The 24866-nt window shown below is 70.0% G+C and carries 23 protein-coding genes; 8 read left to right on the forward strand and 15 right to left on the reverse strand.

Annotation, left to right across the window (positions count from 1 at the left end):
- Nucleotides 1-13: 13 nt before the first annotated feature.
- Nucleotides 14-265 carry a WhiB family transcriptional regulator gene (locus VGZ32_RS05670; RefSeq protein WP_211470702.1) on the reverse strand — a complete coding sequence of 84 codons (252 nt, stop codon included), beginning with the start codon at nucleotides 263-265 and terminating at the stop codon, nucleotides 14-16.
- A 592-nt stretch (nucleotides 266-857) separates the two neighbouring features.
- Nucleotides 858-1823, reverse strand: coding sequence for a diacylglycerol/lipid kinase family protein (locus VGZ32_RS05675; protein ID WP_349263496.1), 966 nt, complete (start codon nucleotides 1821-1823; stop codon nucleotides 858-860).
- 162 nt (nucleotides 1824-1985) lie between these two features.
- Between VGZ32_RS05675 and VGZ32_RS05680 the strand changes: the two genes are divergently transcribed.
- On the forward strand, nucleotides 1986-2480 hold the full coding sequence (locus tag VGZ32_RS05680) for a hypothetical protein (RefSeq protein ID WP_326884756.1): 495 nt from the start codon (nucleotides 1986-1988) through the stop codon (nucleotides 2478-2480).
- 16 nt (nucleotides 2481-2496) lie between these two features.
- On the opposite strand, the gene VGZ32_RS05685 is transcribed toward VGZ32_RS05680, so the two are convergent.
- From VGZ32_RS05685 to sodN, 3 genes are all read right to left on the reverse strand, one after another.
- Entirely contained in the window at nucleotides 2497-3423 is a 927-nt protein-coding gene (locus VGZ32_RS05685) for an RNA polymerase sigma factor SigF (RefSeq protein ID WP_326884757.1), read from the reverse strand.
- Nucleotides 3420-3869: an anti-sigma regulatory factor gene (locus tag VGZ32_RS05690; RefSeq protein ID WP_414642482.1), complete on the reverse strand. Its 450-nt coding sequence runs from the start codon at nucleotides 3867-3869 to the stop codon at nucleotides 3420-3422. The genes VGZ32_RS05685 and VGZ32_RS05690 overlap by 4 nt, the downstream gene beginning before the upstream one ends.
- A gap of 335 nt (nucleotides 3870-4204) precedes the next feature.
- Nucleotides 4205-4600 (reverse strand): superoxide dismutase, Ni, encoded by a 396-nt coding sequence (gene sodN / locus VGZ32_RS05695; protein ID WP_326884759.1) that lies wholly within the window; start codon nucleotides 4598-4600, stop codon nucleotides 4205-4207.
- Between the two features lie 94 nt (nucleotides 4601-4694).
- On the opposite strand from sodN, the gene sodX reads away from it, so the two are divergent.
- Nucleotides 4695-5036: a nickel-type superoxide dismutase maturation protease gene (gene sodX, locus VGZ32_RS05700; protein ID WP_326884760.1), complete on the forward strand. Its 342-nt coding sequence runs from the start codon at nucleotides 4695-4697 to the stop codon at nucleotides 5034-5036.
- On the opposite strand, the gene VGZ32_RS05705 is transcribed toward sodX, so the two are convergent.
- A complete protein-coding gene (locus tag VGZ32_RS05705) occupies nucleotides 5014-5580 on the reverse strand; it encodes a CGNR zinc finger domain-containing protein (protein ID WP_326884761.1) in 567 nt (188 codons plus the stop codon). The two genes, sodX and VGZ32_RS05705, sit on opposite strands and share 23 nt — an antisense overlap.
- A 420-nt stretch (nucleotides 5581-6000) precedes the next feature.
- Between VGZ32_RS05705 and VGZ32_RS05710 the strand changes: the two genes are divergently transcribed.
- Both VGZ32_RS05710 and VGZ32_RS05715 read left to right on the forward strand, forming a co-directional pair.
- Nucleotides 6001-7188, forward strand: coding sequence for an NADP-dependent malic enzyme (locus VGZ32_RS05710; protein ID WP_326884762.1), 1188 nt, complete (start codon nucleotides 6001-6003; stop codon nucleotides 7186-7188).
- Nucleotides 7189-7309: 121 nt separating this feature from the next.
- Complete coding sequence (locus VGZ32_RS05715) at nucleotides 7310-8269, forward strand: zinc-binding dehydrogenase (protein ID WP_326884763.1); 960 nt, start codon at nucleotides 7310-7312, stop codon at nucleotides 8267-8269.
- Between the two features lie 17 nt (nucleotides 8270-8286).
- Here VGZ32_RS05715 and VGZ32_RS05720 read toward each other — a convergent pair whose 3' ends face one another.
- From VGZ32_RS05720 to VGZ32_RS05745, 6 genes are all read right to left on the reverse strand, one after another.
- Nucleotides 8287-9294: a PadR family transcriptional regulator gene (locus VGZ32_RS05720; protein ID WP_326884764.1), complete on the reverse strand. Its 1008-nt coding sequence runs from the start codon at nucleotides 9292-9294 to the stop codon at nucleotides 8287-8289.
- The gene (locus VGZ32_RS05725) at nucleotides 9291-10202 is read right to left on the reverse strand and encodes a DUF4097 family beta strand repeat-containing protein (protein ID WP_326884765.1); all 912 of its coding nucleotides are present in this window, start codon (nucleotides 10200-10202) and stop codon (nucleotides 9291-9293) included. Before VGZ32_RS05725 ends, VGZ32_RS05720 begins: the two co-directional genes overlap by 4 nt.
- A gap of 119 nt (nucleotides 10203-10321) precedes the next feature.
- On the reverse strand, nucleotides 10322-10498 hold the full coding sequence (locus VGZ32_RS05730) for a DUF6104 family protein (protein ID WP_326884766.1): 177 nt from the start codon (nucleotides 10496-10498) through the stop codon (nucleotides 10322-10324).
- 83 nt (nucleotides 10499-10581) lie between these two features.
- Complete coding sequence (locus VGZ32_RS05735; protein WP_326884767.1) at nucleotides 10582-14424, reverse strand: multifunctional oxoglutarate decarboxylase/oxoglutarate dehydrogenase thiamine pyrophosphate-binding subunit/dihydrolipoyllysine-residue succinyltransferase subunit; 3843 nt, start codon at nucleotides 14422-14424, stop codon at nucleotides 10582-10584.
- 282 nt (nucleotides 14425-14706) lie between these two features.
- A complete protein-coding gene (locus tag VGZ32_RS05740; RefSeq protein ID WP_349263497.1) occupies nucleotides 14707-15747 on the reverse strand; it encodes a HAMP domain-containing sensor histidine kinase in 1041 nt (346 codons plus the stop codon).
- Between the two features lie 107 nt (nucleotides 15748-15854).
- A complete protein-coding gene (locus VGZ32_RS05745; RefSeq protein WP_326884769.1) occupies nucleotides 15855-16652 on the reverse strand; it encodes a response regulator transcription factor in 798 nt (265 codons plus the stop codon).
- A gap of 75 nt (nucleotides 16653-16727) precedes the next feature.
- Here VGZ32_RS05745 and pgi point away from each other — a divergent pair, with 75 nt between their 5' ends.
- Nucleotides 16728-18368: a glucose-6-phosphate isomerase gene (gene pgi, locus VGZ32_RS05750; RefSeq protein ID WP_326884771.1), complete on the forward strand. Its 1641-nt coding sequence runs from the start codon at nucleotides 16728-16730 to the stop codon at nucleotides 18366-18368.
- Nucleotides 18369-18444: 76 nt separating this feature from the next.
- Here the strand turns inward: pgi and VGZ32_RS05755 are convergent, their stop codons facing one another.
- Both VGZ32_RS05755 and VGZ32_RS05760 read right to left on the reverse strand, forming a co-directional pair.
- Entirely contained in the window at nucleotides 18445-18840 is a 396-nt protein-coding gene (locus VGZ32_RS05755) for a type II toxin-antitoxin system VapC family toxin (RefSeq protein ID WP_326884773.1), read from the reverse strand.
- A complete protein-coding gene (locus VGZ32_RS05760; RefSeq protein ID WP_326884775.1) occupies nucleotides 18837-19058 on the reverse strand; it encodes a hypothetical protein in 222 nt (73 codons plus the stop codon). The genes VGZ32_RS05755 and VGZ32_RS05760 overlap by 4 nt, the downstream gene beginning before the upstream one ends.
- A gap of 777 nt (nucleotides 19059-19835) precedes the next feature.
- On the opposite strand from VGZ32_RS05760, the gene era reads away from it, so the two are divergent.
- A complete protein-coding gene (era, locus tag VGZ32_RS05765) occupies nucleotides 19836-20789 on the forward strand; it encodes a GTPase Era (protein WP_349263498.1) in 954 nt (317 codons plus the stop codon).
- A gap of 44 nt (nucleotides 20790-20833) precedes the next feature.
- Here the strand turns inward: era and VGZ32_RS05770 are convergent, their stop codons facing one another.
- Complete coding sequence (locus VGZ32_RS05770; RefSeq protein WP_326884777.1) at nucleotides 20834-21889, reverse strand: GNAT family N-acetyltransferase; 1056 nt, start codon at nucleotides 21887-21889, stop codon at nucleotides 20834-20836.
- 344 nt (nucleotides 21890-22233) lie between these two features.
- Here VGZ32_RS05770 and leuA point away from each other — a divergent pair, with 344 nt between their 5' ends.
- The gene (gene leuA / locus VGZ32_RS05775) at nucleotides 22234-23961 is read left to right on the forward strand and encodes a 2-isopropylmalate synthase (protein WP_326884778.1); all 1728 of its coding nucleotides are present in this window, start codon (nucleotides 22234-22236) and stop codon (nucleotides 23959-23961) included.
- 228 nt (nucleotides 23962-24189) lie between these two features.
- Nucleotides 24190-24810 carry a zinc ribbon domain-containing protein gene (locus tag VGZ32_RS05780; protein ID WP_326884779.1) on the forward strand — a complete coding sequence of 207 codons (621 nt, stop codon included), beginning with the start codon at nucleotides 24190-24192 and terminating at the stop codon, nucleotides 24808-24810.
- The last annotated feature ends 56 nt before the right edge of the window (nucleotides 24811-24866 follow it).

Here is a 24866-nt window from a genome sequence, read left to right on the forward strand (position 1 = left end):
TGCGGGTAGCGGCTCAGGCCATGCGCGAGCGGGCGCGGGCGGCGCGGCGCTTGAGTGCGCGGCGCTCGTCCTCGCTCATCCCGCCCCAGACGCCGGCGTCCTGTCCGGACTCCAGCGCCCACTGGAGGCACTGATCGATCACGTCACAACGGCGGCATACCGCCTTTGCGTCCTCGATTTGCAGCAGTGCCGGCCCGGTGTTCCCGATCGGGAAGAACAGTTCCGGGTCTTCATCGCGGCACGCGGCGCGGTGGCGCCAGTCCATCGGTCCTACTCCTCGCGTGTTACGCCTCGGTGCGCGGGGGAAGCGCGCGGTCCGGGCTGAACGACTTTGTGTGTTTGTGCAGCTGTGGTGCCGGTGTTTCCGTGCCGCGGGGAGCGCGACGCGGGGCGGGTGTCCGGAGCCGCCACCACACGTGCGCCGGGTTCCCGCTATTGCAGACGCCTTATGAAAGGTTCCGGTTCACTGTTCTTGTGAATGTGAACTCTTTCACGAGCATCTCCACTCAAACTGGCGGGTCGGTGGAACCGACCTCGGCCGATTGAGCGGGGGGTTCGTGGGCCTTGATGTCACTGATCTCGGAGCCGCGCTCGGCTGCCCTCGACCGATCCGAAGGGGACCGGTCACTCGGCACTGAGCGATCACAGCCCTAGTTTCAAGGCCGTGAACCAGCCTGACAGGTAAAAGGTCCGCGCACAAGGGTTTACGGACGGAATAGTTGTAATCTCAGGTGTCTGGTGGATCACACCTTGCCTTCGAAGGTCGGGACGGGAAGACGGCGGCGTGACTCCAAGGTTTCCAACGTCCGGTGACTCGGGGGTATTCCGGCCGAAGCGTCGCGCCCGGCTTCAGTACATCACGCGAATACGCTCAGTGCATCCGGAACACTACGGAACGTCACACGTTCGCGTGGTCCCAGGTAGTCGCCGTCCACCTGGAATGCGACCGGCCGTTGCGCCGAAAGGGTGATTCCGGCCAGATCGTGGCGGACCAGCACCCGCCGACCGTCGTCGAGTCGGCGCGAGCCGGCGATGAGCCTGCCGACGGTGCGCGACAGGGGGACCGGCGCCATGCTGGCCATGCCGAACAGGTCGAGCCCGGATTCGAAGGCGGCGTCCGGCGTCGCGAGGATCGGGCGGTTGCCAAGGTACGTCCACGGGGCGGTGTTCGCCAGCACCGCCATGAACAGCGGCGGCAACTGCGTGCCGTCCGCCAGCTTGCAGCTGATCGGCGGATTCCTGCGGTCGGTGTGACGGATGTACTCGGTCAGGGCCAGACGGATGTACAGGGCGCCGGTCGAGCGGCGCCCGGCCGCCCGCTGACGTTCGACCGCGCCCACCACGGCCGCGTCGAAGCCGTAGCCGGCCGAGAAGGTGAAATAGCGGTCGGAATCGTCGTCCTCGCTGTGCGCCGCGCCGACCGAGACCTGGCGGGTGCGCCCCTCGCGCAGCAGACGCAGCAGGACCCCGGTCGCCTCGACCGCGTGATTCGGCAGGCCGAGCGCGCGGGCGAAGACGTTCGTCGAGCCGCCCGGCACCACGGCCAGGGCCGGCAGCCCGGGACGCGGACCGTCCGCGAGCAGCCCGGTGACCACCTCGTTGACGGTGCCGTCCCCGCCGAACGCGATGACCACGTCGGTGCCCTCGGCCACCGCCTGCCGGGCCAGGTCCGCCGCGTGGCCGCGCCGCTCGGTGCGCACCGCTTGTAACTCGAGAACCGAGGACAGCGCGCTGACCAGCACCTCGGAGACGTGGCTCGTCGTCGTGGTCGCCTTCGGGTTCATCACCAGAAGTCCGCGCCGCACCTGCCGGGTCGGCGCCATCGCGACGGCGGTGCCGTCCACTGTCTCCACGCTCTCTTCAGGCGCGGCTCCCCACTCCTCGGACATGCCTGACACATTACCCACGCTCGTGTCGGTAAGGCGCAGGCAGAACGCGGCCACCCGGGCGCCGCGGCCGGGTAGACGAGAGGTACGCTGCGAGACGTGGCCCAGAAGACTTCCCCGGCGAAAACTACGGCTCAAGCGAAGGTCAAGCCGTCGACGAGCGCTCAAGTCGAGCCGGCTAAGGCGGTCGAGGCTGAGTCCGCGCCGCCGCCCCTAAAGCGCCCCGCGAGCGTGACCGCTGTCGCGCTTCTCACAGCCACGATCGCCGCCGCGATGATCGGCTATGCGGTGTACCTCATCATCGGCGGCTTCGTCGGACAGCCGGTGCTGCGCGGGCGGGCCGAAGTGGCCGGCGTGATCTTCCTGCTGTTCGGGCTCGGCATCGCCTGGGTCTGCCGCGGGCTGGCCCGGCTCGAGCCGTGGGCGCGCACCCCCGCCCTGCTCACCCAGCTGCTGCTGGTCGGGTCGGCCTATCGGATGTTCCAGGACTCGCTCTACCTCGAGGGCGCGCTGGTGGGACTCTTCGGCCTGGCCGGCGTGGTGCTCCTGTTCGTCCCGGCCTCGCACAAGGTGCTCAGCCGGGACGTGCGCTGAACCGGGGCCGTCGGGCCTACTCGTCGACGAGGAGCTTGTCCCGCAGCTGCGCGAGCGTGCGGGCCAGCAGCCGGGACACGTGCATCTGCGAGATGCCGATCTCGTCGGCGATCTGAGACTGCGTCATGTTCCCGAAGAACCGCAGCAGCAGGATCCGCTTCTCCCGCGCGGGCAGCTGCTCGAGCAGCGGCTTGAGCGACTCGCGATACTCGACGCCCTCCAGTGCCTCGTCCTCGCTGCCGAGCGAGTCGGCCACCGCCGGGGACTCGTCGTCGCCGGACTCGGGCACGTCGAGGGACAGCGTGGAGTAGGCGTTGGCCGACTCCAGGCCTTCGAGCACTTCCTCCTCGGTCAGCCCGAGATGCGCGGCCAGCTCCGCCACGGTGGGCGAGCGGCCGTTACGCTGCGACAGCTCGCTGGTCGCCGCGGTCAGCGAGAGCCGCAGCTCCTGCAGCCGCCGCGGCACCCGCACCGCCCAGCCCTTGTCCCGGAAGTGCCGCTTGATCTCGCCGATGATCGTCGGGGTGGCGTAGGTGGAGAACTCCACCCCGCGCTGCGGGTCGAACCGGTCCACCGACTTGATCAGCCCGATGGTGGCGACCTGAGTCAGGTCGTCGAGCGGCTCGCCGCGGTTGCGGAACCGGCGGGCCAGATGCTCGACCAGCGGCAGGTGCATGCGCACCAGCCGGTCGCGGATCTGGGCGCGGGCGGGGTCGCGCGGATCGAGCTCAGCCATCCGGCGGAACAGCTCGCGCGCCTCAGCGTGCGCGGCGGCGTGCGCCGAGCTGCGCGGCTGAGGGGTGCTGGCGCCGCCCTGGTGCGGCGGGCGCGCCGCCCTGGCCCGGTCCTGGCCCTCGGCGGTCTCGGCCCCGTCGAGCAGGACGGAGGTCTCGGTGTCCGCGTTCTCCGGAACCGGCGTGGTCGGGGTCTGTGCTGTAGTCACGCTGCGGTCTTCTCCCCGCCCTCGCGCCGCTTCACCATCGTGATCGCGACGGTCCGTCCGTCCTCGTCGGTGAGCGCGTCCACCTCGCCGGCCAGCGCGGTGAGCACCGTCCAGGCGAAGGTGTCCCGGGCCGGTGGCTTGCCGTCCAGGGTGGGCGCCGACACGGTGATCGCCAGCGCGTCGGGCGACAGGTCGAAGCGGCAGGTCAGGCTGCTGCCGTCGGTCGCCTTCTGCAGGAGCATGGCGCAGGACTCGTCCACCGCGATCCGCAGGTCCTCGATCTCGTCGAGGGTGAAGTCGAGCCGGGCCGCGAGGCCCGCGGTGGCGGTGCGCAGCAGAGAGAGGTAAGCGCCCTGCGCCGGGATGCACACCTCGACGAAATCACGAGTCGCCACCGCTGTGCCTCCTCCTGCCGAGTCGCCCCGAGAAGCGGAATGGTGCTCCATTGTGCCTCCCACCGTCCGTGCCGCGGCGCTCGCGCCGTGCCGACCGCACGCATCGTATGCAGGCGGCGCTTTGTCGTGAGACGAAAGTACCTCCATAGGGCGACCGATGTCGCCCCGCAACGCGGTGCCCCTCGGTGACGGAAATCTCAGCCGTCTACCTCACGAAGGACAACGTCCCAGGCCCGCGCGGCGTTCCCGAAACCGGCCGTGGTCTGGGGATTCGCCAGGATCCGCCAGACCGGCCGGGGGGAAAGGGCCGCGCCCGTACCGGCGCGGTGATCAGATCTCTTCGAGTCTGACCGCACAGCGCGGAACGGGCGCGGGCCCAGGCCGGTTCAGGCCTGCTTGGTCTCCCAGAAGATCTTGTCGATCTCGGCGATCAGCTCGAGCAGCTTCTGGCCGGTGGCCGGGTCGTTCGAGCCTTTCACGCCGCCCGCGCCGGCCTGCTTCACCGCGTCGTTGAACAGGGTGTGCAGCTGCGGGTACTTGTCGAAGTGCGGGGCCTTGAAGTAGTCCGACCACAGCACGTCGAGGTGGTGCTTGACCAGCTCGGCCCGCTGCTCCTTGATCGCGATGGCCCGGGTGCGGAACGCGGGGTCCTCGTTGGCCTGGTACTTCTCCTGGATCGCCTTGACCGACTCGGCCTCGATCCGGGCCTGGGCCGGGTCATACACGCCGCACGGGAGATCGCAGTGGGCGTGGACGGTCAGCGTGCGCGCGAAGATACGCATCGGTGAAACCCCTTCGTCACTTAAGAGGTGATGGTCCGCGCACGAGCCTACTGCGCAGCGCAGGCCGATGCCGCGCATGGGATCATCAGGACTTGTGAGCACGGTCACCGGATTGCTCCCTCTGGGGCTCGCCCGCGTGTCGGGGGCGTCCATGGTCCCGGCGTACTACGACGGGGACACGCTGCTGGTGCGCTACGGCGTGTCCATCCGGCCCGGCGACCCGGTGGTCGCGCGCGATCCCCGCGACCCCGGGCTCGTCCTGGTCAAACGCGCAGTCAGATGGCAGGACGGCGGCTGGTGGCTGCTCGCCGACAACCCTTACGCGCCGGGCGACTCGCGCCAGTTCGGCGCCGTGCCTCCGGAGTTGGTGCTCGGCCGGGTGGTAGCGCGCCTCTGGCCGCCGCGCCGCCCCCTCAGGCGGAGGCGCCCGACGTAGCCAGTGCGGCCTCGCGACGGCGCGCGCGGTACGCGGCCACGTTCGCGCGCGTGGCGCAGCGCTCCGAGCAGTAGCGGCGGGAGCGGTTGGTCGAGGTGTCGATGAACACGTCGCGGCACGGCGCGGCCTGGCACACGCCCAGCCGGTCCATGCCCACCTCGGTCGCCTGTACGGCCAGACCCATGCACGCCTTAGCGCCGTAGGCGGCAGCCGTAGACGGCGAGCCCTCGGCGAGATGCAGATGCCAGTCCGTGCCGTCGTGGCCGGAAATCTGAGGGCGGATCGGGTACTGCTCGAGCAGTTGGTTGAGCACTGTCACGGCCTGCGGCGCGTTGCCCGCCTCAACCGCGTCGAAGACCAGCCGCAGCCGCTGCCTCAGGGCCCGCAATTCGGTCAAATCACTGTGCGTCAGTCGTCCACAGGCTCCCTGCCTGGACAACAGTGCCCGCGCGTCGTCCACCGTCGTCAGACGGTCCTGGTCGCGGTACGGATCGGCCGTGTTCACAAGCTGCACGGCGCGGTCCGCGTAGGAGGCTAGTTCCACAGCGTTGACCTCGGTCGTGTTTCCGGTGGTGCTCGATTCGGACGTTACCGGCCCACGTTACGCGATCGAGCGCATATGAGCAGGCTTGACGTAACGGTACGCCTCTGCCCGCCCTTGGCAAGGGCCGTTTTACACATTGCCACGGTGGCTCCGTGGCCCGGTTCAGACGAATATCACACGCGATTACAGCGAAACCTTATGGAGGGCGTATCGACTGGAGGCGTAAGGTGCTCTCACCAGCGCAGTAGACTACGTACAGCGACCGGACACCCACGGTTACCGGCCGGACCGAAGCCGCGACCCTCACCCTCACGCGGCTGGCCTGCCGTTCCCGATTTCCAGTTACGGTGCCTCGACGGTGCGGCGGCGATCCGCCGTCCGCGGGGACGCACGCCGCACCCGACCGGAGGATGTTCCCCCATGCCTGGCCAGTCCGTCATCGAATCACCCGTCACGGCCGAGGGCGCGGTGTTCGCCCTGCACCGGGGCGGCAAGCTCGAGGTCGCCGCCACCGTCCCGCTGCGCGACCGCGCCGACCTGTCCCTCGCCTACACCCCTGGAGTCGCCGAGGTCTGCACCGCCATCGCGGAGCGGCCCGAACTCGCCCTCGAATACACCTGGAAGTCGAACACGGTCGCTGTGGTCACCGACGGTACCGCGGTGCTCGGCCTGGGCGACATCGGCCCGCTGGCCGCGCTGCCCGTCATGGAGGGCAAGGCGATCCTGTTCAAGCACTTCGGCGGGGTCGACGCGGTACCGGTCTGCCTCGACTGCACCGACGTGGACGAGGTGGTCGAGACCGTCGTCCGGCTCGCCCCGGCGTTCGGCGGAATCAACCTCGAGGACATCTCGGCGCCGCGCTGCTTCGAGATCGAGGACCGGCTGCGCGAGCGCCTGGACATCCCGGTCTTCCACGACGACCAGCACGGCACCGCGATCGTGCTGCTCGCTGCCCTGCGCAACGCCGCCAAGGTCACCGGACGCACCCTCGGCGACCTGCGCGCGGTCATCTCGGGCGCCGGGGCGGCCGGCGTCGCGATCGCCAAGATCCTGGTGGAGGCCGGGATCGGGGACGTCGCGGTGGCCGACTCGAAGGGGATCGTGGACTTGAGCCGCGAGGACCTGACCCCGGTTAAGCGGGACCTGGCCAGCTACACCAACCGCGCGCGCCTGACCGGGAGCCTGGAGTCGGCTCTGGGCGGGGCGGACGCGTTCATCGGGGTGTCGGCAGGTACCGTGCCTGAGGCGGCCGTCGCGACTATGGCGAAGGACTGCATCGTGGCGGCGATGGCGAATCCGGACCCGGAGATCCACCCGAACGTCGCGGGCAAGTACGCGGCCGTGGTGGCCACCGGCCGCTCCGACTTCCCGAACCAGGTGAACAACGTGCTGGCGTTCCCCGGGGTGTTCGCCGGGGCGCTGTCGGTGCGGGCCACCGCCATCACCGAGTCGATGAAGCTGGCCGCGGCCGACGCGCTGGCCGCCGTAGTGGCCGACGAACTCGCGCCGCAGCACGTGATCCCGTCGCCGTTCGACCCGAGGGTCGCACCGGCGGTGGCGGCCGCGGTCGCTCGGGCGGCCCGGGAAGCGGGCGTCGCGCGCCTTTAGAAACTAGTGCGCGTCTAAAAGCATCGCTGGGCCCGCGACGCCTGGCGTGTGTTAGACGCGCGCTAGCGCCCAGCTATAGCCCCCGCTGCGGCGGACTTTACCGGCCAGTAGGGTGGAGCGCATGTTCGCCGTATACGCATCAGCCATCGACAAGGACGAGCCGCTCAAGGGACTGGAGACGGGCGAGCTGCCCGAGCCGGCCGCCCGCGAGGGCTGGACCACCGTCTCGGTACGCGCGGCTGCGCTCAACCACCACGACCTGTGGTCGCTCAAGGGCGTCGGCCTGCCCGAGGACCGGCTGCCGATGATCCTGGGCTGCGACGGTGCCGGCGTCGACGAGGACGGCAACGAGGTCGTCATCCACGCGGTGATCGGCGAGCGCGGCTTCGGGATCTCGGACCGCGAGCGGCCCACGATTCTGACGGAGCGTTACCCCGGCACGTTCGCCGAGCGGGTCGCGGTGCCGCGGTGGAATCTGCTGCCGAAACCGGCTTCGCTCTCGTTCGAGGAGGCGGCCTGCCTGCCGACGGCGTGGCTGACGGCCTATCGGATGCTGTTCACCCGTTCGGGCCTGCGCCCCGGCGACACGGTCCTGATCCAGGGCGCGGGCGGCGGCGTGGCCACCGCGCTGATCGCGCTCGGCCGGGCGGCGGGCTTCCGGGTGTGGGCCACCTCGCGGTCCGAGGAGAAGCGGGTTCGCGCGCTGGAGCTCGGCGCGCACGCCGTCTACGAATCCGGGGCCCGGCTGCCGGAGCGGGCGGACGCGGTGATGGAGACCGTGGGCGCGGCGACGTGGGCGCACACGGTGGCCTCGGTGCGCGAGGAGGGCACGATCGTGATCTCCGGGGCGACGTCGGGGCCCAACCCGCCCGCCGCGCTGACCCGGGTCTTCTTCCACCAGCTGCGCATCGTCGGCTCCACGATGGGGTCCCGGGACGAGCTGGCGGCGCTGCTGAAGTTCTGCGACGTGGCCGGGGTGCGCCCAGTCGTCGACTCGGTGCGTCCGCTTGCCGAGGCCCCGGACGGATTCGCCCGGATGGCCGCCGGGGACCTCGTCGGCAAGATCGTCTTTACGCTGTAGGAGTCACGCTGTAGGAGTTATTCGGCCGGGTCGTCCGGCCGGGCGTCGCGCGGCGAGTCGAACAGGTCGCGCAGGTCGCGCAGGGTCTGGTCGATGATCCGGTACGCCTGGGCCAGGTCGTCCTCGGACAGCGGGCCGTGCCGTCGCGCGGCGTCCACCAACGGGGCGCCGTTGCGGCTTAGGTAGGTGAACAGGTCGCGCAGCTGGGGCCCGAAGACCTCCCAGTCCATCCCGCGCCGGCTGCCGGACTCACCACCGCTACCACTACCGCCCGAGCCGCCGAACCCCTCCTGGGGGCCGAAGAACGAGCCGGCCCACTGCTTCCACGGGGGCGGGCCGCTCTGCTCCCAGGCGCGGCGCTGCTCCTCCCACTGCTGCTCCCACTGTTCCTTCCACTGGTGCGCCCACTGGTCCTTCCAGGCGCGCTGCCAGTCCTTCCACTGGTCGGTCTGGCCCTTCATCTCCTGCTTCCACTCGCGCCACTGCTCCTGCTGGGCGCGCTTCCAGTCCCGCCACTGGTCGCGGGTCCAGTCGGCGGACTCCGGCGGCGGGCCGCCCGGGGCCAGGGGCGTGGGGGGAGTGAAGGGGAAGGAGGGGCCGCCGCGCCGCGACCCGCGCCCCTGGCGGGCCATCTCCTGGGCCGCCTCGCGGGCCTGCGCCTCGAGTTCCTCGCGCACGGTGCGAGCGGACTCGCGCACCTCCTCGCGGATCCCCTCGGCCAGGTCGCGCACCGAGTCACGGATCTCGCTCTCCAGGGCGTCCAGCTCGCCGGCCTTGGCCGCCAGCTCCGCCCGTCCCGCGTCGGTGATCCGGTAGACCTTGCGGCCGCCGTCCGTCTCGTGCCGGATCAAGCCCTCGGACTCGAGCCGGGCCAGCCGCGGGTAGACGGTGCCCGCGCTCGGCGCGTACAGCCCGGCGAAGCGCTCCCGCAGCTGCTGGATGATCTCGTAGCCGTGCCGGGGGCTCTCGTCCAGCAGTTTGAGCAGGTAGAGCCGGAGCCGGCCGTGGCCGAAGACCGGAGTCATCGCGCGTCCTCGCTGTTCTCGCCGTTCTCGTCGGTTTTCGGGACCGCGTCGCGCACCTCGTCCGCGTCCGGGCGGCGGTCCTCGACGCCCAGGTCCCAGGGGTCATCTTCGGGGCTACGGCGCAGCACGGTCACCGCGCCGGACACCGTCTTACCAGTCAGCCGGGCGGTACCGGAGCCCACGCGGCCGGAGAGCCGTTGCGCGCTGCGGTGGCCGGTCACCGCGACCTCGGGGAAGGCGCTGACGGCCCGTCCGTTGGAGGTGCCGATGTCGATGCTCACGTCCGGGTCGTGCGGCAGGCGGACGGTGACCGCGCCGGAGACGCACTGAAGGTTGACCGAGGTCGGCACCGGGTCGCCCAGGTCGGCTGTGATCGCTCCCGACACCGCCGACAGGTCGATCGCGCCGCCCGCCCCCGCGATGACGGTGATCGCGCCGGAGATCGCCTTGACCGCGAGGTCGCCGGTCACCTGGTCGGCGGTGATCGCGCCGGAGACGGTGGTGACCCGGGCCGAGCCGTGCACCCCAGCGAGGGTCACCTCGCCGGACACGCCCTTCACGGTCACCCGCTCGTGGAAGTTGGAGATGACCACCGGGCCGGAGACCACGCGCACGTCGACCAGCGCGTCCGGCGGCAGCGCGAGCGAGAGGTCGACCTCCAGGCGGCGGCCGCCGAGCAGGAAGCCGAAGAGCTGGGACTTGCTGTACTCGCCGTGCCGGACCACCAGCTCCCCGTTGTCGAACTCGACGTTCAACGGCTGGCCGGTGACCTTGCTGACCTCGAGGGTCGCCGGGCCGTCGGTGCCGATGATGTTGACCCGGCCGGCCGCGGCGGTCAGCCGCAGCGAGCGCACCCCGTCGCCGATGGTGATCTGCTCGGGTTCCTCGATCTTCCAGGACTCTGGCATGTTCGCGGTCCTCCCCGCTTACGAGTCGCGATGTATCGCGTCTGTCGAAATCCACGATATATCGCGTCTGTGGGAAGTCAAGTCGGACACGCGACCTGCGGCCGGACCGGTCCGTCCGGTCACCCCTCCTCGTCGTCGAGCCGGGCCAGCCAGGTGGCCAGCCGCTCGATCGGCGTCTCGAACTCGGGGTTGAGGTCCACGAACTCGCGCAGCCGCTCCGCCAGCCACGCGAGCGAGACCTCCTCCTCGCCGCGCCGCCGGTCCAGCTCCTCGATGCCGCGATCCGTGAAGTACAAGGGTTCCGCGCTCCTCTTTAAGTTGAACGCCAAAAGGGCGCGGCCCCGTTCCCTAAGGTTCGGGGCCGCGCCGTAAGCAGATGTCAGTCCGCGAAGGCTTCCTCAAGCACGCGGCGCTGCTCAACCTCGTGCCGCTTGGCCGAGCCGACCGCCGGAGACGACGACGCCGGGCGGGACACGCAGGTCAGCGGGCGCCCGCCGAGCTCGCCGGGCAGGTGCAGCGCCATGAACGGCCAGGCGCCCTGGTTCGCCGGCTCCTCCTGGACCCAGCGCAGCTCCGCTCCGGCCGGGTAGTGGGCGATCTCGCGCAGCAGCTCTGCGGCGGGCAGCGGGTACAGCCGCTCGGCCCGGATGATGGCGGTGTCGGTGATGCCCTGCTTGTCCCGCCGCGCCACCAGGTCCCAGTAGACCTTGCCGGAGCAGATCAGGATCCGCCGCACGCCGCCCGCCTCGACCGCCGGGTCGCCGAGCAGCGGCTGGAACATGCCGCCGGTGAACTCCTCGATCCGGGAGGCCGCCGCCTTGAGCCGCAGCATCGACTTCGGCGTGAACACCACCATCGGCTTGTGCGCCGGGTTGTGCGCCTGCCAGCGCAGCAGGTGGAAGTACGACGAGGGCAGCGACGGCATCGCGACCGTCATGTTGTTCTGCGCGCACATCTGGAGGTAGCGCTCGATCCGGGCCGAGGAGTGGTCCGGGCCCTGGCCTTCGTAGCCGTGCGGCAGCAGCAGCACGACGCCGGAGTGCTGGCCCCACTTCTGCTCGCCGGAGGAGATGAACTCGTCCACGATGGTCTGCGCGCCGTTGCCGAAGTCGCCGAACTGAGCCTCCCACAGGACCAGCGCGCCCGGCCGGGCCACCGAGTATCCGTACTCGAAGCCCATCGCCGCGAACTCGGACAGCATCGAGTCGTACACCGAGTACGTCGCCTGGTTCTCGGACAGGTACGACAGCGGCGTGTACTCCTTGGCGGTGCGCCGGTCCATGATCACGTGGTGCCGCTGGACGAAGGTGCCGCGCCGGGAGTCCTGGCCGGTCAGCCGCACCGGCACGCCCTCCATGAGCAGCGAGCCGAACGCGAGGGTCTCACCCATCGCCCAGTCGATGGTGCCGTCGGTCACCATCTGCGCCCGGCGCTGGAGCTGCGGGATCACCCGCGGGTGCGCCTCGAAGCCCTCGGGCAGGTTGACGTGCACCTCAACGATGCGCTTGACCACCTCGTCGCTGATCGCGGTGCCCACCGGCGCCGGGAACGGCACCCCCTCGTCCGTGTGCCCGTTCACGTTCGCCGCGGCCTGGACGCCGCCGTTGGCCGCCGGCGCGCTGTCCTTGGTCTCGGTGAACACCTGCTCCAGCTTGGCCTGGTAGTCCTTGAGCGCGGCCTCGGCCTCTTCCAGCGTGATGTCGCCGCGCCCGATCAGCGCCTCGGTGTAGAGCTTGCGCACCGAGCGCTTGGCCTCGATCAGCTGGTACATCAGCGGCTGCGTCATCGACGGGTCGTCGCCCTCGTTGTGGCCGCGCCGCCGGTAGCAGACCATGTCGATCACGACGTCCTTGTTGAACGCCTGGCGGAACTCGAAGGCCAGCTGGGCGACCCGCACGCAGGCCTCCGGGTCGTCGCCGTTCACGTGGAAGATCGGCGCCTCGACCATGCGCGCCACGTCGGTCGCGTACACCGATGAGCGGGAGAAGACCGGCGAGGTGGTGAATCCGACCTGGTTGTTGATCACCAGGTGGATGGTGCCGCCGGTGCGGAAGCCGCGCAGCTGCGACATGTTCAGCGTCTCGGCTACCACGCCCTGGCCGGCGAACGCGGCATCGCCGTGCATCAGGATCGGCAGCACGGTGAAGGCGCTGCCGGCCTTGTTGACGATGTCCTGCTTGGCCCGCACGTAGCCCTCGAGGACCGGGTCCACCGCCTCCAGGTGCGACGGGTTGGCGGTCAGGGAGACCTTGATCTGCTGGCCGGACAGCGAGGTGAAGGTGCCCTCCGTGCCGAGGTGGTACTTCACGTCGCCGGAGCCGTGCATCGACTTCGGGTCCAGGTTGCCCTCGAACTCGTTGAACACCTTGGCGTACGGCTTGCCCACGATGTTCGTCAGCACGTTCAGCCGGCCGCGGTGCGGCATGCCGATCGCCGCCTCGTCGAGGCCCGCGTCGGCGGCGGCGGAGATGACCTGGTCCAGCAGCGGGATGGCCGCCTCGCCGCCCTCGAGCGAGAACCGCTTCTGGCCGACATACTTGACCTGCAGGAACGTCTCGAACGCCTCAGCCGCGTTCAGCCGGTTGAGGATGCGCAGCTGCTCCTCGCGACTGGGCTTGCCGTTGCCGTTCTCCACCTTCGCCTGGATCCAGCGCCGCTGCTCCGGGTCCTGGATGTGCATGTACTCGATGCCGACGGTGCGGCAGTACGAGTTGCGCAGCACGCCGAGGATGTCGCGCAGCTCCATCAGCGGCTTGCCGCCGAAGCCGCCGGTGGCGAACTCGCGCTCGAGGTCCCACAGGGTCAGCCCGTGCGAGACGACGTCGAGGTCCGGGTGGCGGCGCTGCTTGTACTCCAGCGGGTCGGTGTCCGCCATCAGGTGGCCGCGGGTGCGGTAGGAGTCGATCAGCTCGATGACACGCGCGGTCTTGCTGATGTCGTTCTCGTGCGTGGCCGCGATGTCCTGGACCCAGCGCACCGGCTCGTACGGGATGCGCAGCGACTCGAAGACGTGGTCGTAGAACTCGTCGTCGCCGAGCAGCAGCTGGTGGATGGCGCGCAGGAACTCCCCGGACTGCGCGCCCTGGATGATCCGGTGGTCGTAGGTCGAGGTCAGGGTCATGACCTTGCTGACCGCCAGCCGGGCCAGCGTCTCGTCCGAGGCGCCCTGATACTCGGCCGGGTACTCCATCGCCCCGACGCCGAGGATGGTGCCCTGACCCTTCATCAGCCGCGGCACGCTGTGCACGGTGCCGATACCGCCCGGGTTGGTCAGCGAGATCGTGGTGCCGGCGAAGTCGTCCGCGGTGAGCTTGTTCGTGCGGGCCTTGCGCACGATGTCCTCGTAGGCCTGCCAGAACTCGCGGAAGTCCATCAGCTCGGCGGCCTTGATCGACGGCACCAGCAGCGAGCGCGAGCCGTCGGCCTTGGTGACGTCGATGGCCAGGCCCAGGTTGATGTGCTCCGGGGTGACCATCGCCGGCTTGCCGTCGACCTGGGTGTAGGAGGCGTTCATGGGCGGCATCGCCTTGACCGCCTGCACCATGGCGAAGCCGATGAGGTGGGTGAAGGAGACCTTGCCGCCGCGGGCCCGCTTGAGGAAGTTGTTGATGACGATGCGGTTGTCGATCAGCAGCTTGGCCGGCACGGCGCGCACCGAGGTCGCGGTCGGGACCTCGAGCGAGGTCTCCATGTTCGCCACGACGCGGGCGGCCGGACCCTTGAGCACCGCGGTGTGCGAGCCGCCGCCGGACGGGGTCGATGCGGCCGGGGGCGCGGTGATCGCGGCGTCTCGGGGCACCCCGCTGGCCGGGGCGACGGCGACCGGGGTGGGCTTGGCGGTGATCACACCGTTGCCGGCGCCGTCGGCGCCCGGGGCGGCGGGCTCGGCGACGGCGGGAGCGGGCGCAGTCGGGGCCGGCGCAGCAGTGGCGGGGGCGGGGGCATAAGCGGCCGCCGGGGCCGCGCTCGGCGCTTGTGCCGGCAGTGTCGAGGACGCGGTCGAGGTCGAAGTCTGCGAGGAGGAGCCGTCGCTCGGCTGGTAATCGGCGAAGAAGTCCCACCAGGCCTTGTCCACGGAGGCTGGGTCGCGCAGATACTGCTGGTAGATCTCGTCGACGAGCCACTCGTTGGGACCGAACTCGGCCGCGGTGTGCGGCCCGGAGGCGGGCGCCGCCTCGTCGGTCGGGCTCTGCGTTGATGGTGGCGTGGACTGTGGCGACACGGCGGGTTCCGCCCTCTTCCGCTTTGTAGATCCGTGATCCCTGGGCTGCTGTCGGCAGCTCTCGAGCCGACGGCCGATGCCCGGTTTTGGAGGGCCCGCTTTAGTCTGTCCGGCCCTGCGGGAACCCCCAGCGGGCAGCGGTCATTAAGATTACGCCTCTTTAAGCGCGGTTCCGAGTTGAGCGGTGTCAACAGCGACGAGTATCACACCGCTCACCAGGTTTACCACCCGAACTGAGGGGGTCCTGTAGCTCGGATTGACTAGGGCTTACGCGAAGTCGAACTAGGCGTTAGTGAGCGGTTCGGGGTCTGCGGGCAGGTCGACCCGGATCAGCGCACCGCGCGCGGACGGGGCCACCTCGATCGTGCCGCCGTGCAGTTCGATCGCCCACCGTGCGATGGCCAGCCCGAGACCGGTGCCGCCGCCGGTCGTCTGCTCCCCGCCGTCGCCGCCGCGGGTGAAGCGTTCGAACACCCGGTGGCGCTGTCCGGCCGGGATGCCGGGCCCTTCGTCGGCCACCTCGATGCGTACGCCGCCGCCGGGCAGGCTGCGTGCACCGACCCTGACTTCGCCGCCGGACGGCGAGTGCTTGGCCGCGTTGTCGAGCAGGTTCGCCACCACCTGGTGCAGCCGGGCCTGGTCGGCGCGCGCGGTCAGCTGCGGCGGATCGACCGAGAGGGCGAACCGGACCGGCCGCCCGGCCGCCGCGGCCTCGTCCACGGCCAGTGCGAGGAACGTGCCGACCTCGAAGTCGGACAGGTCCAGCGGGACCGCTCCGGCCTCGAGGCGGGACAGGTCGAGCAGTTCCCCGACCAGTCGGCCGAGCCGCTCGGTCTGGAAGAGCGCAGCCTTGACCGCGGCGTCGTCCGGGTCGGTCACCCCGTCCACCACGTTCTCCAGCACGGCGCGCAGCGCGGAGATCGGGGTGCGCAACTCATGCGAGACATTGGCGATCAGCTCGCGGCGTTGCCGGTCCGCGGTCTCCAGGTCGGCCGCCATCTGGTTGAACGCGTTCGCCAGCTCGCCGACCTCGTCCTGGGAGGTGGCGCGGATGCGGCGGCTGTAGTCCCCGGCGGCCATGGCGCGGGCCGCGGCGGTCATCCGGCGCAGCGGGGAGGTCATGCCGTGCGCCAGGAACTGCGTCACGATCAGAGACAGCACGGTCGCGGTGAGTACCACGTAGCGCGCCCGGATGCCGGTGGAGACCCCGATCGCGGTGAACGCGCCGGCGAAGGACACGCTGACGATGACCAGGATGCCGAGCTTGGCCTTGATCGAGCGGACCGGGTCCAGCGGGCGCAGGTCCAGCCAGAGTCGGCGCATCCACGGCACCCGCTCGAGGACCTTGCGCAGCAGCGCCGCGACGCCCGGCAGCCATGGCATGTCCTGCGGCAGGTCGAACGGGGGCTCGCGGCGGTAGCGCTGATGGTTCACGGCACCGATCCCGGCTCCCCGCGGGCCCACGCAGACTCGGTAGCGCGGGGCGCGGCCTGCGAGGGCGCGGCCTCCAGGGCGTATCCGATCCCGTGCACGGTGCGGATCCACTCGGCGCCGATCTTCTTGCGCAGCGCCTTGACGTGCGAGTCGACGGTGCGGGTGCCCGAGGCGTCGGCCCAGTCCCAGACCTCGGCCAGCAGCTGCTCCCGGGAGGCCACCACGCCGGGGCGGCGGGCGAGGCAGTCGAGCAGGTCGAATTCGATCGGGGTCAGGTGCACGTCCACGGCGTCCATGCGGACCCGCCGCGCAGCGTGGTCGATCTCCAGTTCCCGCGCCGCGTCGCCGTCCCCGCCGCGCAGCCGAAGCCGTCCTCCCTCGCGTCCGGTGCTGAGCAGCGTCTGCTGGCGCACCAGTTCGACCCGCCGGAGCAGCGCCTGGACCCGGGCGATCAGCTCGCGCATCGAGAACGGCTTGGTGAGGTAGTCGTCCGCGCCCGAGCCGAGCCCCGCCAGCAGGTCCGACTCGGCGTCCCGGGCGGTGAGCATCAGCACCGGGGTGGGGCGCTCGGACTGGACCCGCCGGCACACTTCGAGCCCGTCGAAGCCCGGCAGCATCACGTCGAGCACGAGCGCGTCCGGCCGGTGCGTGCGCGCCGCCTCGACCGCCGACGGCCCGTCGCCCGCGTGGATCGTGTCGAAACCGGCCGCCGCGAGCCGCGCGACGACCGCGTCGGCGAGGGTCGGTTCGTCCTCGACGACGAGGATCAGGCGCCGCTGTGCAGCAGTGTCCATGTCCGGAAGCCTAGTTCGCGGCGTGGATGTTAGGTTCGCCGAGTAGCTTGAGGACGCGGTCAAGAGGAGACGTCGATGACCCAGAAGTTGACCGAGACGGCGCAGTGGCAGGCGCTGGCCGAACACCGGGAGAAGTTCGGCGCCACACATCTGCGGGAGCTGTTCGCGGCCGACCCCGAGCGGGGGCCGAATCACACGCTGAAGGTCGGGGATCTCACGCTCGACCTTTCGAAGAACCTGGTCACCGATGAGACCCTGGCGCTGCTCGTCGACCTCGCGAAGGCTAGGGGCGTAGAAGCGCTGCGCGACGCGATGTTCCGCGGCGAGAAGATCAACGTGACCGAGGACCGGGCCGTTCTGCACGTCGCCCTGCGCGCCCCCCGGGATGAAGTGATCGAGGTCGACGGCCATGACGTGGTGCCGGACGTGCACGAGGTGCTCGACCGGATGGCCGAGTTCTCGGCCCGCGTCCGGTCGGGCGAGTGGACCGGCCACACCGGCAAGCCGATCAAGAACGTGATCAACATCGGCATCGGCGGTTCGGACCTCGGCCCGGCGATGGCGTACGAGGCGCTGCGCGCGTACAGCGACCGCACCCGCACCTTCCGGTTCGTCTCGAACGTCGACGGCGCGGACCTGTTCGAGGCGACTCACGGCCTGGACCCGGAAGAGACGCTGTTCGTGATCTCCTCCAAGACCTTCACCACGGTCGAGACCATCACGAACGCGACCTCCGCGCGCGCCTGGATCCTCGGGGCTTACGCCGGGGACGAGACGGCGGTGGCAAAGCATTTCGTCGCGGTGTCCACCAACGCCGCCGAGGTGGCGAAGTTCGGCATCGACACGGCCAACATGTTCGGGTTCTGGGACTGGGTCGGCGGCCGCTACTCGTACGACTCGGCGATCGGCCTCTCGCTGATGGTGGCCATCGGGCCGGAGCGGTTCCGCGAGATGCTGGACGGCTTCCACACCGTGGACGAGCACTTCAGGAACACGCCGCTCGCCCAGAACGTCCCGGCGCTCCTTGGCCTGCTCGGCGTCTGGTACGGCGCGTTCTTCGACGCCCAGACGCACGCGGTGCTTCCGTACAGCCACTACCTGAGCAAGTTCTCGGCGTACCTTCAGCAGCTTGACATGGAGTCAGACGGCAAGAGCGTGCAGCGCGACGGGCAGCCGGTGGAGTGGCAGACCGGCCCGGTCGTGTGGGGCACCCCCGGCACGAACGGTCAGCATGCTTACTACCAGCTGATCCATCAGGGAACGAAGGTGATCCCGGCGGACTTCATCGGGTTCGCCGAGCCGGTGGTCCCGGCCGCCGACCCGCGTGGAGCGCACCACGACATGCTCACCGCGAACTTCCTGGCGCAGACCGAAGCGCTGGCGTTCGGAAAGACCAAGGAGCAGGTCGAGGCGGAGGGAACGAAGCCGGAGATCGTGCCGCACCGGGTGTTCAAGGGCAACCACCCCACCACCACGATCCTCGCCCCGAAGCTCACCCCGAGTGTGCTCGGCCAGCTCGTCGCCCTCTACGAGCACAAGGTGTTCACGCAGGGCGCGGTCTGGAACATCAACTCCTTCGACCAGTGGGGCGTCGAACTCGGCAAGGTCCTGGCCAAGAAGATCGAACCCGAGCTGGTGGGTGGTGTCGTCCCCGGCGCCCATGACTCGTCCACCACCAGCCTGGCCCTGACCTACCGGGCCCTGCGCGACCGGTAGACACCAACCGCGAGTACACGCAAACCGGCCGGGTGCCACGTGATGTGGCGCCCGGCCGGTCCGCGTCCCGGGCCGGTCAGATCTTGACGATCTTGACCTGCGGTCCGCAGAGCATCGCCATGTCCTCGGGGTCGGACGTCAGGACGTTAACCGGCCCCTCCGTGCGCAGTGCCGTCGCCGCGACGATGGCGTCGATCGCGTACCTGTGACCGTGGAGATCGCCAGCGCTCTGCAACAAGACGGTGGCGTGGCGGGCGATCTCCTCGGTGACCGGCAAGACCTTCAGCCGTGACAGCACCCACGAGAGGTGGCGTGGATCGACTCGCCGGTGGTTTGCCTCGACGATGGTCACCGTGCTGACGGCGACGTGCCGATCGCGCTTGCGAGCAGCGAGCATGCGCGGGTCCATGGACGGGTCCCGGCGCAGGAGCCGGGACAGGCCCTCGCAGTCGAGCAGCAGTGTGCCGGTCACGCGAGCTCATCCCCGAACAGCTCCGCCTCGGCAGCAGCGAGCTGTTCGGCGGTGACGGGACCGTTGGCGGCCTCGAGGTCAGCGACGAGCTCGGCAAGGCCGTCGCGCTCGAGCTGCCGGATGGCGGCTGCCTCGACGTAGGCCGACACGCGGCGCTTGCCGACCCGGGACCGGATGGCCCGGATCGTTCCGGTGTGAAAAGAGACTGAAACAGACACAGTGGGTCCTTCGCCTGGGTTGTACATATCCGAGTCAGCCATGGTGCGAATCTAGCAAAAGTTTTGCCAGAGCGGCTGACCCGTTTCGACATTAGGGGTGGCGAACGGGTGGTGAGCGGCGCATTGTCACTCGAACGGGTGGTGATGGCGTCAAGCGACGTCTAGCGAACTCTGGCGTTCTTGGCGGAGGCCGGCGGGTTCGGGCGGTGCCAAGGCTCGGCGGTCGGGCGGGCCGAGGTTCGTGCGGGATGGGTGCGTCTGGGCCGTGGTCCGGGCGACGGTCGGGTCCAGTGTGGGCGTGATGGGACAATGGTCCGCATGAGTGAGCAGCGTCGCGGTCCCCGACCCCAGCTAGACGGGGCCCAATCCGGCCGCGCGGGCAAGCAGAGCCGGTCCGGCGGGGAGCAGGCCGGGCGGGACCGTAAGGGCCGGGAGCAGGCGGCGGGCCGGGACGGGGCGCCGACCCCGCGCGACGGGCGAGGCAGTTCGCCGCAGGGCGGTGCGGGGCGCGACGGGTCTCCTTCTTCCCGCGATGGGCGCGGTGGTTCGGCGTCTTCTTCTCGCGAAGCGCGGGACGGTTCGGCGTCCGGTGCGGAAAAGCCTCGGCGTCCCCGGGCGAGCCGGAATGCAGCCCGAGACAGCGCGCAGCGCAGCGCCGAGCGGAAGGCCGCCGAGCAGCGGCGTAACCGGTCCATCGCGCAGGCCGAGCGGCGGACCACGACTGACGCGGTGCGTTCGGCCGAACCCTTGCCGACGGCCGCCGGACGGGCGCAGGTGGTGGATTCGCCGACTCCGTCTTCTTATTCGGACATACCGGACGGCTACCGGGCAGGGTTCGCCTGCTTCGTGGGACGGCCGAACGCGGGGAAGTCCACGCTGACGAACGCGCTGGTCGGCGCTAAGATCGCCATCACGTCCGGGCGGCCGCAGACCACCCGGCACACCGTCCGAGGGATCGTGCACCGGCCGGATGCGCAGTTGGTGCTGGTGGACACTCCCGGGCTGCACCGCCCGCGCACGCTGTTGGGGGAGCGGCTGAACGACCAGGTTCGTGCGGCGTGGGCCGAGGTCGACGTCATCGGGTTCTGCATTCCGGCGGATCAGAAGATCGGGCCCGGTGATACGTATATTGCGAAGGAGCTCGCCGCAATCCGGGGGACGCCGAAGGTCGCGATCGTCACGAAGACGGATGCGGCGACTCGGCAGCAGGTCGGCGAGCAGTTGCTGGCGGTGGCTGAGCTGGGGGAGACCGTCGGCATCGAGTGGGCGGAGATCGTTCCGGTCTCGGCGGTGGCCGGCGACCAGGTCGCGCTGTTGGCGGACTTGCTGGTCGGGCGGCTCCCGCGGTCCCCGCCGCTGTATCCGGGCGGCGAGCTGACGGACGAGCCGGAGCAGGTCATGGTCGGCGAGCTGATCCGCGAGGCCGCGCTCGAGGGGGTGCGCGACGAACTGCCGCACTCCCTGGCGGTGACGGTCGAGGAGATGCTGCCGCGGGAGAACCGGCCCAAGGACAAGCCGCTGCTGGACGTGCACGCGATTCTCTACGTGGAGCGGCAGAGCCAGAAGGCGATCGTGATCGGCACGGGTGGCTCGCGGCTGCGCGACGTTGGGTCGCGGGCACGGCAGCAAATCGAGGCTTTGCTCGGTACCCCGGTGTTCTTGGAGCTGCACGTGAAGGTGGCCAAGGACTGGCAGCGGGATCCGAAGCAGTTGCAGAGGCTGGGGTTCTAGGCGCCCGGGGTTTTAGGCGTTCGTTACGACTTGGAGTCGGGCGGCTAGAGGACGAGGGTCCAGGCGGCGTGGGCGTCGAGCGGACGGAAGCCCAGGCGCCGGTTCACCGCGAGCATCCGGTGGTTGTCCATCGCGTTGAAGGTGTCCAGGAAGCGCAACCCGGGTTCGGCGGTGAGCAGTTCGGAGATCAGCTGCGCCTTCACCAGGGCGGCCAGCCCCCGGCCGCGGTATTCGGGCACGACTACTGTCTCGTTCTGCTCGCCGCGCACCCCGTCCGCGGTGTGCGCACTGGAGAGCGCCGCGATGCGGCCCGTCGCCGGGTCGATCAGGCACGCGGTGTACTCCCGCAGACCCGCCGCCTGGGCCGACCACTCCCGGTACCGGATCTCGCCGCGCGTGAACGGCGCGCTCTCTGCTGTGCCCGGCTTCGCGTGCAGCGAGTCGAGCGCACGCACGTAGTCGTCGAGCAGGTGGTCGGGGCACACGCTGTGCCAGTGCACGGGGATGAAGTCGTTGAGGTGGTCCTGCGGGGACGGTCGGGCGTGCCGACGCGGGCGCTGGTTGGAGAACACGCGGTTCGCGGTGGCCAGGCGGCTCGTCAGACCCGCTGCTTCCAAATCGAGGCGTGAGCGCAGGTCGCAGCCGCTGACACACAGGCCGTGCAGCCGCGCGAAGCCCTCCGTCGCCGCCGTGCGCGGAGCATCGAGAATCAGTCGGCCGCGTCCCTGGTCCCGGGCCGCGCCCGCGACTGCGCCCAGAAGCGCCGACCCGACGCCACGCCGTCGCGCGGCCGGATGCACGGTCACCGCGCCATGGCCGATCGTCCGATGAAATGCCTCGTACAGACCCAGACGTGCCCAACCGAGCGCGTGCCCCGCGGGGTCGAGGGCGGTGAACAGCAGCCGCTGCCCCCGGTAAGGCGGGATCAGCAGCGCCCGGATCTCGGCCAGGCTGGTCGGCGTGTCACCAGCCCGATCGGCCAGGTCAGCCGCATTCTGGCAGGCCAACAACAGCCGCAGCTCGGCCGGCCCCGGACCGGCCGGACCCGGCTCGGCCACGGCAATCCGCCACGGGCGGGGCGGGGCAACCGGAGCGAACACGACACGCACGGGACAATAAGATCGCGCGGGACGGCATATGAGCGGATGAAACGCCGAGACCACTCGCGAATGCGTCCGTCGAGGTCAGCACGGCGACGCCGTTCGGGCGAATCCGGTCCGGCGGCCGGGCCGTTGTCCACGATGTGAGCGGCTGGTCCACGCGGGTGGCCTGATCACCCGGCGGTCCGATACCGTAGGTGTCCTCATGTACGCCGGGCGGCTGCTTCTTACCTGCCGCGGCGGGGGCCTGTAGACCACAGACCGGCACCCCCTCCGCGGTGATGGGTGTTGCGTTTCTCGTTCTCGCCGGTCGCTTCGAGTCGACAGGCGATGGAGACAACCCGATGAACGAGTACGAATCCCGCAACGCGCAGCAGCCGACCACGATGCCGATCCACAAGTACGCATCCTTCGCGCCGATCGGCCTCGCCGACCGCAGCTGGCCGGACAAGGTGATGACGCGCTCCCCGCGATGGTGCGCGGTGGACCTGCGCGACGGCAACCAGGCGCTGATCGACCCGATGTCCCCGGCCCGCAAGCTGAAGATGTTCGAGCTGCTGGTCCGGATGGGCTACAAGGAGATCGAGGTCGGCTTCCCCTCGGCCAGCCAGACCGACTTCGACTTCGTCCGGCAGATCATCGAGGAGGACCGGATCCCGGACGACGTGGTCGTCCAGGTCCTCACCCAGGCCCGGGACCACCTGATCGAGCGCACTTTCGAGTCGATCCGCGGCGCCCGGCAGGCGATCGTCCACCTGTACAACTCCACCTCGACGCTCCAGCGGCGGGTCGTGTTCGGCCTGGACCGTGAGGGCATCAAGGAGATCGCGGTCGACGGCGCCCGGCTGTGCCGGAAATACGCCGAGTCGGTGCCCGAGACCGAGGTCTACTTCGAGTACTCGCCCGAGTCCTACACCGGCACCGAGCTGGAATTCGCCGTCGAGGTCTGCAACGCGGTCAACGACGTGTGGACGCCGACGCCCGACCGCAAGGTCATCATCAACCTGCCCGCGACGGTCGAGATGGCCACCCCGAACGTCTACGCGGACTCGATCGAGTGGATGCACCGGAACCTGAAGTACCGGGACTCCGTCGTGCTGTCGCTGCACCCGCACAACGACCGTGGCACCGCGGTGGCGGCGGCTGAGCTGGGCTACCAGGCGGGCGCCGACCGGATCGAGGGCTGCCTGTTCGGCAACGGCGAGCGGACCGGAAATGTCTGCCTCGTGACTCTGGGGCTGAACCTGTTCAGCCAGGGGATCGACCCGCAGATCGACTTCTCCGACATCGACGAGATCCGCCGCACCGTCGAGTACTGCAACCAGCTGCCGGTCCACCCCCGCCACCCGTACGGCGGCGACCTGGTCTACACCGCCTTCTCCGGCTCGCACCAGGACGCCATTAAAAAGGGCTTCGAGCACCTGGAGCGAGACGCGGCGGCTGCCGGCAAGACGGTGGACGAGATCAAGTGGGCGGTGCCATACCTGCCGATCGACCCCAAGGACGTCGGCCGCACCTATGAGGCCGTCATCCGGGTCAACTCCCAGTCCGGCAAGGGCGGCGTCGCGTACATCCTCAAGAACGACCACCAGCTGGACCTGCCGCGCCGGCTGCAGATCGAGTTCTCCGGCGTCATCCAGGCCAAGACGGACGCCGAGGGCGGCGAGGTCACCCCGGAGGAGATCTGGGCCTGCTTCGCCGACGAGTACCTTCCCGTCCCCGAGCAGCCGTGGGGCCGGTTCCAGCTCGCCGCACACCGCAACGACGCGACCGTGGACGGTAAAGACGCGCTCGCGGTTGACCTCGCGATCGACGGAGTCCGGCAGACCGTCGAGTCGGTCGGCAACGGCCCGATCGACGCGTTCGTCGCCGCGCTGGCCGGCCTCGGCAACGACGTGCGGGTGCTGGACTACGCCGAGCACGCGATGTCCGCGGGCGGCAACGCGAAGGCCGCGGCGTACGTGGAGTGCGCTATCGACGGGATGGTCCTGTGGGGCGTCGGGATCGACGCCAACATCGTCACCGCCTCGCTCAAGGCGGTCATCTCGGCGGTGAACCGCGCCCTGCGCTGAGCCCTCTTTCCAGCCCGCTCTTCGCGGTTGACCGGGGCTTTATGGCGGCTGTAGATCGAGTGACGGCGAATAAAGCGACTGCCGTCACTCGATCTTTCGCCGCCGCGCCGGTCAACCGCGAAGAGCAAATAAAACACCGCAACCAGTAGGCTGACGGGCCGCGTCTCATGGCGCGGCCCATCCTCGTCCGAGCCGCTGCGCTCGGCATCCGACCGTTGGGGGTACCCGGTGTTGTTCTTCCTCATCTGGGGGTGGAAGGTCCGGTTCAAGACGCTGTCCACCGGTGTGTTCTTCTGCCCGCGCTGCGGCGGCGACCGCCCGTACGAGCTGCGGCTCGCTAAGCGGTGGTTCCACCTGTACTACATCCCGCTGATCCCGGCCAAGGAGCTGGGCCGCCAGGTCAAGTGCGGGGTCTGCAACACCTCCTTCACCGAGGCGGCGCTCGCCCGTCCCACTTCCGGCCAGCTGTCCTCGCTGCTGATCGACGCGGCGCGGGGCGTGGTCGTGCACGTGCTGCGGGCCGGCTCGACCGAGTCCCCGGTCGCCCGCCAGGCCGCGGTCGCCGAGATCGTCCGGGCCGGGCTGCCGAACTACGCGGACGCCGACCTGACGGCGGACCTCGGCGTGGTGCCCGGCGACCTGTCGCAGCTGCTCGGCACGCTCGGCCAGCAGCTGGCCGACACCGGAAAGGAGGCGCTGGTCGGCGGGGCCGCACGGGTCGCCCTCGCGGACGGGCCGCTGACCGACCTTGAGCGGCAGGTGCTGGTCTCCACCGGCGCGTCGATCGGGATGACCGCCACGCACACCGCCGGGGTGATCTCGCTCGCGGAGCAGTCCGCGCGGGCCTGACGCGCGAGCCGGGGCGAGCCGGGCGCCGGTTGTAGAGATTGGGTGCAGACGCGCCT

It is taken from the genome of Actinocrinis sp. (assembly GCF_035938995.1).
Lineage (GTDB): Bacteria > Actinomycetota > Actinomycetes > Streptomycetales > Catenulisporaceae > DASZGI01.

What these genes read in the sequence shown, in the direction of transcription:
- VGZ32_RS05690 (WP_414642482.1), bottom strand. Translation starts at nt 3,869, where the DNA reads ATGGAGCACCATTCCGCTTCTCGGGGCGACTCGGCAGGAGGAGGCACA.
- VGZ32_RS05670 (WP_211470702.1), bottom strand. Translation starts at nt 265, where the DNA reads ATGGACTGGCGCCACCGCGCCGCGTGCCGCGATGAAGACCCGGAACTG.
- VGZ32_RS05725 (WP_326884765.1), bottom strand. Translation starts at nt 10,202, where the DNA reads ATGCCAGAGTCCTGGAAGATCGAGGAACCCGAGCAGATCACCATCGGC.
- pgi (WP_326884771.1), top strand. Translation starts at nt 16,728, where the DNA reads ATGACCCAGAAGTTGACCGAGACGGCGCAGTGGCAGGCGCTGGCCGAA.
- VGZ32_RS05675 (WP_349263496.1), bottom strand. Translation starts at nt 1,823, where the DNA reads ATGGCGCCGACCCGGCAGGTGCGGCGCGGACTTCTGGTGATGAACCCG.
- VGZ32_RS05715 (WP_326884763.1), top strand. Translation starts at nt 7,310, where the DNA reads ATGTTCGCCGTATACGCATCAGCCATCGACAAGGACGAGCCGCTCAAG.
- VGZ32_RS05740 (WP_349263497.1), bottom strand. Translation starts at nt 15,747, where the DNA reads ATGCGCCGACTCTGGCTGGACCTGCGCCCGCTGGACCCGGTCCGCTCG.
- VGZ32_RS05745 (WP_326884769.1), bottom strand. Translation starts at nt 16,652, where the DNA reads ATGGACACTGCTGCACAGCGGCGCCTGATCCTCGTCGTCGAGGACGAA.
- leuA (WP_326884778.1), top strand. Translation starts at nt 22,234, where the DNA reads ATGAACGAGTACGAATCCCGCAACGCGCAGCAGCCGACCACGATGCCG.
- VGZ32_RS05720 (WP_326884764.1), bottom strand. Translation starts at nt 9,294, where the DNA reads ATGACTCCGGTCTTCGGCCACGGCCGGCTCCGGCTCTACCTGCTCAAA.
- sodN (WP_326884759.1), bottom strand. Translation starts at nt 4,600, where the DNA reads ATGCGTATCTTCGCGCGCACGCTGACCGTCCACGCCCACTGCGATCTC.
- VGZ32_RS05710 (WP_326884762.1), top strand. Translation starts at nt 6,001, where the DNA reads ATGCCTGGCCAGTCCGTCATCGAATCACCCGTCACGGCCGAGGGCGCG.